Genomic DNA, 8,398 nt, shown 5'->3' with positions numbered 1-8,398 from the left:
TCGGCGGCCAATCCGGCCTACGGGCGGTTGTGGTGGCTGAACGGGAGCGCTTATACGGTCCGCGCTTCAGGCCGGAACGAGGGGCCACTGGTCTCCGCGGCGCCGGCCGACATGGTCGCTGCCCTAGGCGCGCTCGACCGGCGGCTTTACATCGTTCCGAGCAAGCGCCTGATTGTCGTGCGGACAGGTGCGGCCGCTATCGACAAGGATTTCGACCAGAAACTCTGGTTGCGCATCATGGCGGCGCTTGCATCATGAGCCGGACCGGGCGCGCAGGGGTAACAGCTTGACGCTGCGGCGAGGCCGAGTATTCGTGCCGCAGATGGTGTGAGCGAGGCCCTGGGTATCTATTTTGAAAAGACTTCCAGGCGCCCCCCGGCGACGATCGAGCGGTGATCCATGTTCATTGCCGGCAAGGGAATCCCGTTCCACCGTGCCGCGAAGCTCGGGCCGTCGTTGCTGAGCCGCTCGATCGTGATCCGACCACCTCCCTGGGGATGAATGACGGCATTCGTGAAGGCCGGGGTGGTGATCACATATTCCGGCTTTCCGGGCGTGATGGGATAGAGACCGAGCGATGCCCAGACGTACCATGCGGCCATGCCTCCGGCATCGTCGTCCATGCCGTCCGCATAGCCCCCCGGAGAGAGCGCGAAGCTGCGGCCGTGCCATGGTGCCGGGCGCTTGCCCGCATTCGTGTACCAATGGTCGATCGGCCGGTTCAGGATGCCGTCGATCAGCGTCGCCGTCTTTTGCGGCTGTCCGCTCAGCGCGAACAGGAACGGCGCCTGGATGTCGGGCTGGTTCGTCATGTTGAACAGGCCTTCATCGAAGAAGCGATCGAGTTCGCGGTTGAACCGCGTCCGGCCGAGTTGCTCGTCGATGAGCCAGTCGAGGTCGAACACCGGCGCCCAGCGATATTGCCACAAGGTGCCCTGGTACAGGCCCCGCGCCTTCACGATGTCGAAGTCGGGTGCGATGGTCTCGAACTCGCGCTTCCAGGTGGTCCGATAGCGCAGTGACCTTTCGCGCAGGCGTGTCGCCAGCGGTTCATCGCCCAGATCGTGCGCGAGTTCGGCGGCCGCCCAGACATCGTAGGCCGTCTCGATCTGCTGGTCCGGCGCCGTGTTCGGCAGGGCGTCCAGTTCCTTGACCATCAGCGGGAGCACCTCGGCGGCATCGAAGCCGCCGATGCCCTTGCGCCGGAAATCGAGCAGGGCCACCCCGGCATGTTCGGTCCGCACGGTGATGAACGGCTCGTGCTGCGTGGCCCATTGTGCCTTGCCGGCGATGTAGAGTTCGGCAAGCGAGGCGGCGACGTCGGCCGATCGGTCGCGATCGAGCAGTGCTATCAGCGGCAGTTGCGTGCGGTAGTTGTCCCACACCGCCCAGCCCGCATAGCGGTGGTGCCCGCGTGGGACATGGTGCAGCGTGCCGTCAGAGCGGCGATAGCGCCCGTTCACGTCGTCGATCCGCGCCGGAGTTTGCAGGACGCGGAACAGGTGCGTGTAGAACAGCCTCGCCCGCTCGCCGCTTCCCGGGACTTGCACCCGGCCCAGTTCCTGCGCCCATGCCTGCCGGGCGCGCTCCTTGACCTGCTCCAGCGAAAGGCGGGCGACGCCGGCTTGCAGCACTTTGCGGGCCGAGCGCGTATCGACCACTGATAGCCCGGTGCGCAGCTCGATGCGATCTCCCGCGGTCACGGGCAGATCGAAGGCGAGCCGGTCGTTGCCCAGTGGGATGGCCACGCTCGTCACTGCCTCGCCATTGCGGCGCAGCGTGCTTGCGAACGAGAGGTGGTAGACGCCCTGGTCGCATACGGTGCCTGCGGACATGCTGCCGCGCAGGTCGTCCGGCTTGCGGCGCTCCCACCGCGCGCTGCGGCGCTTGGTGTAGCTGTGGCGCGGGTCGAGGATGACCCGGACGGTGCCGGCGCGCGGCATGGTGAAGCGCGAAAGGCCCTCTGCGCCCACGGCCGCAAGTTCGGCGCGCACGCCGCCGCCGTAGCTGACGCCGTACCAGCCGGGCCCGGCCCGCTCGGACGCCTTGTCCATTGCCCATGGCCCTGCCTCTCCAGCATAACCGACCGAGACGAGCAGGTCACCGCCGCCGCCGCCGCATCCCACGCCGACCGCGCGGGTATGCGAGAAGCCGGCGAGCTGGTTGCCATCGTAGTCATAGCCTGCGTGCTGGGCAGGAACCGTATCCGGCGAGAGTTGCACCATCCCGAACGGTCCGGTCGCTGCCGGCGTCAACTGGCCGTGGTCTCCGGCGGTCCCGACGAAGGGATCGACCATGTCGACGGGCGCCGGGGCTTCGTCGGCAAGGGAAAGCACCGGCGCCGACAGCAATCCGAAAGACACGGCAAGAGCGGCGGTTCGCCCGCTTACCCGCACGACAGAGGCAATGAACGTCAAGGATTGCTCCGAAACAGAGAGAGGGGGATGGCGCGGCCCATGGCCTCGTAACCGGCGTTGCAGGGATGCAGGTGATCGCCGGAATCGTAGGTGCGCAGGACCATCGGCGGGTTCGAGGTATCGCGCAGCGCGGCGTCGAAATCGATCACGGCGTCGAATTCACCGCTGCTGCGGATCCAGGCGTTGGTCGTCTGGCGCGTGTCCTCCATCTCGCGGGTGAAGGCCTTCCAGCCGAAGCCCGGGGTGATCGTCCCGCCATAGATGCGGATGCCTTTGGCGTGAGCGGCGGCGATGAGCTTGCGGTATCCGACGATCAGGTCAGCGGGGCCTACCGGCGGCTCCCCGACCAAGGTGGCGCGCCAGATATCGTTCACGCCTTCCAGCACGATCAGGTGGGTGACGCCCGGGACAGAGGCGACATCGCGTTCGAAACGTTCGATCGCGGCGGTGCCGCGCCCGGCGCGCAGCAGTCGGTTGCCGCTGATCCCCATGTTGACGACGCCGCACCTTTTGCCGGCGCCCTGATCGATCAGTCGCCGCGCCAGAACGCCGGGCCATCCGCGCCAGTCGGCGCGGGTGCCGCGCGCGCCTTCGGTGATAGAATCGCCCAGGGTCACGATGGTGCAAGGGGCGGCGGGATCATGGACCGCCATTTGCGTGACCAGCGGGCGCAGTTTGACGGCCTCCAACCGTTCGCCGCGCGCATCGACCGGTCCGGGCGCAAAGGCGGCCGGGAAGCCGGCATTGCCGGCGACGGTGGTGCTGGGGGACGAGGTCACGATTTCGACGATCAGATCGTCGCCCGCCCGGACCGCAAGGGCCGCCGGGCGCGTATCGACGATCTGCCCGCCGGCGATCGGCGCGGTGGTGCCGAGCGTGACGGGGGTGCGGCTCGGCTCGTCCAGCGCGAAGCCGTCCTTCTGCGCGGCGCGCGCGATGGAGATGGCCGCAATGGACAGCGGCGCCGCGCCTTCCGGGTTGGTCAGCACCAGTCGCAGCGCATCGCCGGACTGGCTGGCGCGGATACGGTAGCGATAGGTGCCTGCCGGGTTCTCGCCGCTGACCGTCCGCGTCGCGGGGGAGGTGGCATAGCCCCATGCACCGGCCCATTCAGTCGGCGCGGATGCCGACGCGGGAAGGGCGATGGCGGCGGCGAGCACGGCGGCCATGGCAAGCTGCTTCATCGTCCCGCTCCTCAGAACTTGAACCGCAGGGCAGCGGAATAGACCCGGCCCTCGAAATAGACGCGGTCGGTGAAGGCCTTGCTGCCCCAGTATGCGCGCTGCGGGCGGTTCAGCAGGTTGGTGCCGTCCACCGTCAGCGAGAGATTGCGGTTGATGTTGTAAGTCGCCGAGGCGGCCAGCCGCGAGATCGGATACCAGTTCAGGTTCTTGCTCGGATCGGTAAGGTTGTAGCTGAGGGTGAAGTCGCTGCGCCACGACCATGCCACCTTGGCGCGGAAACGGCCGTCGTCGTAGAACAGGCTGGCGTTGTAGCTGTGCCTGGAAATGCCCGCCGTCTGCCCCTTGAACGCGGCGGTGGCGTCCGTTGCCGGCAGGTTCTGTTCGGATTCGATGTAGGTGTAGTTCGCCGAGGCTCCGAAGTGGCGCAGTGCGCCCGGCGCGAAATCGAAGAAGGTGTTCACGCCTACTTCGGTGCCCTTGATATAGCCATCGCCCGCGTTGACGAACTTCGTCACGTCCACCGTGCCCAGCGCCCCGGGGATCGCGTTATCCTCCACCGTCGTCTTGACGATGTAGCCCTTCACGTCGCGGTAGAACCCGGCCAGCGATATCGAACCGGTACGGCCGAAGTAGTATTCCAGCGACAGATCCCAGTTGGTCGAACGCACCGGCTTGAGGTCCGGATTACCGGCGGTGGCGATGCCCGTGTAGTCGCCCGAAGCGGTCTGGACCTGCACCAGGGCGACCGTGGGATTGAGGTTGGAGAAATCGGGGCGGCTGAACGTCTTCGTCCAGGCGCCGCGCAGCTGCAACGCGGGCGTGAAATGCACGACCGCGCTGATCGCGGGATCGACGTCGACGTAGTTCTGGCGACCATGGATCGGCTCGAAGCGCGTGATCGTGCCGCCGGTGGACGGGGTGTTCTCGCGGATGCTCTGGGTGCCGTCGATCGTGAGCCAGGTGTTGACGACGCGCAGGCCCGCCACGCCGTCCACGGGAATGCCGGCCAGTTCGAAGCCGTACTTGAACTGGCCATAGGCGGCGAAGCTCTGTTCCTTGCCGTCGAAGGCATTGATCGGATCGTAGGCGGGGCGGCCGTTGTCGGTGAAGTAGCCGGGCTTGAGCGTGCTGATGTAGTTGTTCAGCGCGATCACGTTCGCTTCGCTGTCGAGGTAGGTCGCATCGTAGCCGACCCAGCCCGTGGGGATCGCCGCATCATCTCCGCCGGGACGGCGCGACAGCACGCTCGGCGTCGTTCCGCCGGGAAATGCGGACATCGGCAGATTGAGGGAATTGAGGTCGACCAGATTGGTCCCCGAGCGGTATCCGGCCGTGCGCCGGGCATAGCGAAAGCCGGTCTTGAAGGAGCGGAAGAAACCTGTCCCAGTGTCCAGGTCCAGGTCGGTGCGCCACTGCAGGCCCTTGCCCTTCTGGCGCTCGCGGGTGTCCGAATAGGCGCGGACGTGGAACTGGTTGATGTCCCCAAGGTCCACCGAGGGGTAGGAATAGGACAGGCCGCCCCACTTGCCGTCGCTCTGAAACGTGGCGTCGATCGTCGGCGCCTTGTTGAACCCGAGCAGGAACAACTGCTGGTCGGTTTCCACGCGCGACGTGGTGTAGACCGCGCTGGTCGTGAGCGCGGCGATGCCCGACTTGAAGTCCGCCCCGAATTCGACCTGGGTGGTATCGAGCAACTGGCGCGTATGGTTGGAACGGGCGCCCGAATTGGCGGTCGCGGTAAAGCTGGCGCTCTTGACGATATTGGTGCCCTCCACCAGTTCGACATCGCGCAGCACCGTGTTGGCGGCGATGTTGGTCTGGAAGTCGGTGTCGGTATACGTGTTGTCGTCGGTGACGTTGGTGGCGCGCAGATACATCCCGAAGTTGTACGCGGGGCGCCACTGGATCTCGCCGGTCAGGACCGGGCGCTCGTAATGGCCCTTGGGGTTCTTGGCGAGGATTCCGGTCGGCAGGCTGTATCCGGCGGCGGTGGTCTGCGGTCCAAGGCTCTCGCGATAGGATTCGTAGTAGTCGCGGCGGGTGTAGCTGGCGTTCACCAACACGCCGATCTCGCCCGCGCCGGTGTCCCAGTTGCCGGCGACCAGCACGTCGCCGTTGTACATCAGCTTGTCGGCCTGGTCGTCGTAGCTGCCGCGCACGGTCCCGGCGATGCTGATGCCTTTCTTGAAATCGAGCGGCTGGCGCAATTGCACGTCCACCGCGCCGCCGATCCCGCCCTCGATCAGGTCGGGCGTCAGCGCCTTGTAGACTTCGATGGAGCGGATCAGCCCGGCCGGGTAGCTGTTGAGCAGCGTCCGGCGCGACGAGCCGGTATAGGCTTCCTGCCCGTTGATCATCGTCACCACGCTGGAGATGCCGCGAATGGTGATGGCCTGGCCTTCGCCCCGGTTGCGGAAGACCTGGACGCCGGGCAGGCGTGCCAGCGCTTCGGTCGCGCTGTTGTCGGGCAACTGGCCGATGTCCTCGGCAGCGACGGCGTCGACGATGGCGTCCGACTTGCGTTTGATGTCGCGCGCGGTGCTCAGGCTGGCGCGAAAGCCGGTGACGACGATGTCGTCTGCGGCAGCGGCATCGCTGGGGACGGCCGGGCGCGCCTCGCTCAGCTTTACGCGGCGCAGCACGATCCGCGCGCCGTCGTCGGCGGCGATTTCCAGCCCGGTGCCGCCGATCAGGAGCCGCAGCGCCGCGCGCGCATCCATGCGGCCCTTGACGGGGCGGCTGCGCAGCCTGTCCAGCCCTCCGCCCGGCGCCACGATCTGGACCTGCGCCTGCCGTCCCAGCGAGGCGATGGCGCTTGCCAGGGCCTGCGCGGGAATGTCGAACTGGCGCTCCTGCGCTGGCTTGGCCTGGGCAAGCGCGGGACTGGCGATGGCGCAGGCGATGACGGCCATGGCGCAGCCGGAAACGAACCTCGAATGCATGTGTAACGATCCCCACCAGCGGCGCATCTGCCGCTTTCGAGGGCTAGATGCGGGCAGGCCGACGATCCTCCACTGCGATCCAATTTTATTTTGCGGAGAGGATGAGCGTGTCGTCATCGCGCGTCACGCGCAGGTCGTGCGCCAGCGCGGCAGCCTGCGCGAAACCCGCCGGATCGCTGGTGGAGAAAATGCCCGCGACCTTGAGCTGAGCCACGCGCGGATCCTCGATCACGATGCGCCGGTCGGAATAGCGCGCATACTGCCTCACCGCGTCTGCGAGGGTCAGGCCGGTCAGGTCCATTTCGCCGCGCTGCCACAGGCCTAGCCGATCGACTTCGCCCGCCGAAAGCTGCTCGCGCACGATCGGGCCGTGGGCCGGAAGGGCGATGCGGTCCCCGGCGGCAAGCAGGACGGGCGGCGAATTGCCCGTCCGCACTTCCACGCGCCCTTCGCGCACGGTGACCGCGACATCGCCGATGTCGGACAAGTGCACGAGGAAGCTGGTGCCGATCACCCGGATGCGCACGGCGCCCGCCTCGACGATGAACGGCCGCGCGGGGTCTTTTGCCACGTCGAAGTTGGCCTCTCCCACCGACATGGCAATCCGCCGTTCGAGCGGCTGCATCGCCACCGAGACTTCGGTTCCGGCGTTGAGCGTCACCGCCGAACCGTCCTGCAGAGCGGTGCGGCGCACGGTGCCCTTGTCCGCCGTCAGCGTCGTGCTGCCGGTCAGGCGGTTTAATCCGACCGCCGCCAGCAGCGATGCAGCGATGGCGCCTGCGGCCCCGCCCAGCCACAGTCGCCTGCTGACGGCGCGGCGCGCCGGGGCAACGGACGTGTCCAGCGGCGCCGAGGGTTCGTGCTCCGGAATCTCCCGGGCGACGCCCAGCGCGACCGCACGATCGAAATAGGCGTTGGCGGCCATGGCCCGCGCGAAGGCGCCCGCGTGGCGCGGGTCGGCGGCGACCCAGGCGTCGAGTTCCGCCTCGTCTTCGGAATCCAGCGTTCCTGCATCCACGCGCAAGGCCCATTGCGCGGCGCGCTCGTCAAGCGCGTTCACGCTGTCGGGATTGTTCACCGGTCTCGCTGTCGTTTCGCTGGTCACGCGGACTAGATGCCGCATTGCGCCCATTTCCGCCACGCCCGATTGTATTCGTCAGGATCGCCAGCGCCTTGACCATGTGTTTTTCGACGGTGCTTTGCGCGATGCCCAGCGTGTCGGCTACCTGCCGCTGGCTGAGCCCCTGGATCTTGCGCAAGGTGAAAACCTCGCGGCAACGATCTGGCAGGGCCGCGATCGCGGCGGATACCTGCGAGAGTTCCTGCCGGTCCGCGACGACCCGTTCCGGGCTGGGCGCGTCCTCCGGAATGTCGAGGACTTGCGCGTTCGCCTGGACGTCGATCGTCACGATCCTGGCCCGGCGCAGGGATTGCAGGACGACCGACTTGGCGACCTCGAACATATAAGTGCGCGCGTTACGGATGTGGTCGACATTCTCGATCGAAGCGAGAATCGCGTAAGTCTCCTGTACCACGTCATCGACTTCCAGCCCTGCCGAAGCGGCGCGCGCGCCCAGCCACTGCCGCAAGGCAGCTTCGTGCGGGAAGACATTGCGTCCCAACCAGACAGCGCGTTCTCGGGAGAAGGACATCGCAGCAGCGACTATCGGCTCTCGATGACAGTTCCGATACAGCCACGACGATCTGCAAAAAAGGTGTTCGCCGCATGGAGGATATCCGTTCCCCTCGGCATCTATCCAGCGATCCTTCCCGGCGGCGGCGATGCTTGCCTGCCGTGATGGATCGATTTTCCCTCTCGCTATGGACAGGTGGATCGATGCTGAAGATCACGAAA

6 protein-coding genes are annotated in these 8,398 nt (G+C 66.7%); 1 reads left to right on the top strand and 5 read right to left on the bottom strand.

Going from position 1 to position 8,398, the window contains the following annotated elements; all coding sequences use genetic code 11:
* A partial coding sequence (locus V2S85_RS26460) for a hypothetical protein (protein ID WP_330705774.1) occupies nt 1-258 on the top strand: 258 nt, incomplete at its 5' end.
* A gap of 89 nt (nt 259-347) precedes the next feature.
* Here the strand turns inward: V2S85_RS26460 and V2S85_RS26455 are convergent.
* The 5 genes from V2S85_RS26455 to V2S85_RS26435 form a co-directional block, all read right to left on the bottom strand.
* A complete protein-coding gene (locus V2S85_RS26455) occupies nt 348-2,417 on the bottom strand; it encodes a glycoside hydrolase domain-containing protein (protein WP_330705773.1) in 2,070 nt (689 codons plus the stop codon).
* Complete coding sequence (locus tag V2S85_RS26450) at nt 2,414-3,601, bottom strand: SGNH/GDSL hydrolase family protein (RefSeq protein WP_330705772.1); 1,188 nt, start codon at nt 3,599-3,601, stop codon at nt 2,414-2,416. The genes V2S85_RS26455 and V2S85_RS26450 overlap by 4 nt, the downstream gene beginning before the upstream one ends.
* 11 nt (nt 3,602-3,612) lie before the next feature.
* Nucleotides 3,613-6,543: a TonB-dependent receptor gene (locus V2S85_RS26445; RefSeq protein ID WP_330705771.1), complete on the bottom strand. Its 2,931-nt coding sequence runs from the start codon at nt 6,541-6,543 to the stop codon at nt 3,613-3,615.
* Between the two features lie 85 nt (nt 6,544-6,628).
* The gene (locus tag V2S85_RS26440; RefSeq protein WP_330705770.1) at nt 6,629-7,621 is read right to left on the bottom strand and encodes a FecR family protein; all 993 of its coding nucleotides are present in this window, start codon (nt 7,619-7,621) and stop codon (nt 6,629-6,631) included.
* Nucleotides 7,590-8,165 (bottom strand): sigma-70 family RNA polymerase sigma factor, encoded by a 576-nt coding sequence (locus V2S85_RS26435; protein ID WP_330705769.1) that lies wholly within the window; start codon nt 8,163-8,165, stop codon nt 7,590-7,592. The genes V2S85_RS26440 and V2S85_RS26435 overlap by 32 nt, the downstream gene beginning before the upstream one ends.
* Nucleotides 8,166-8,398: the final 233 nt, after the last annotated feature.

Source organism: Novosphingobium resinovorum (genome assembly GCF_036352595.1).
GTDB lineage: Bacteria > Pseudomonadota > Alphaproteobacteria > Sphingomonadales > Sphingomonadaceae > Novosphingobium > Novosphingobium resinovorum_B.
Note: the sequence above shows the minus strand (reverse complement) of the source record. Positions and strands in the feature narration are given on the sequence as shown.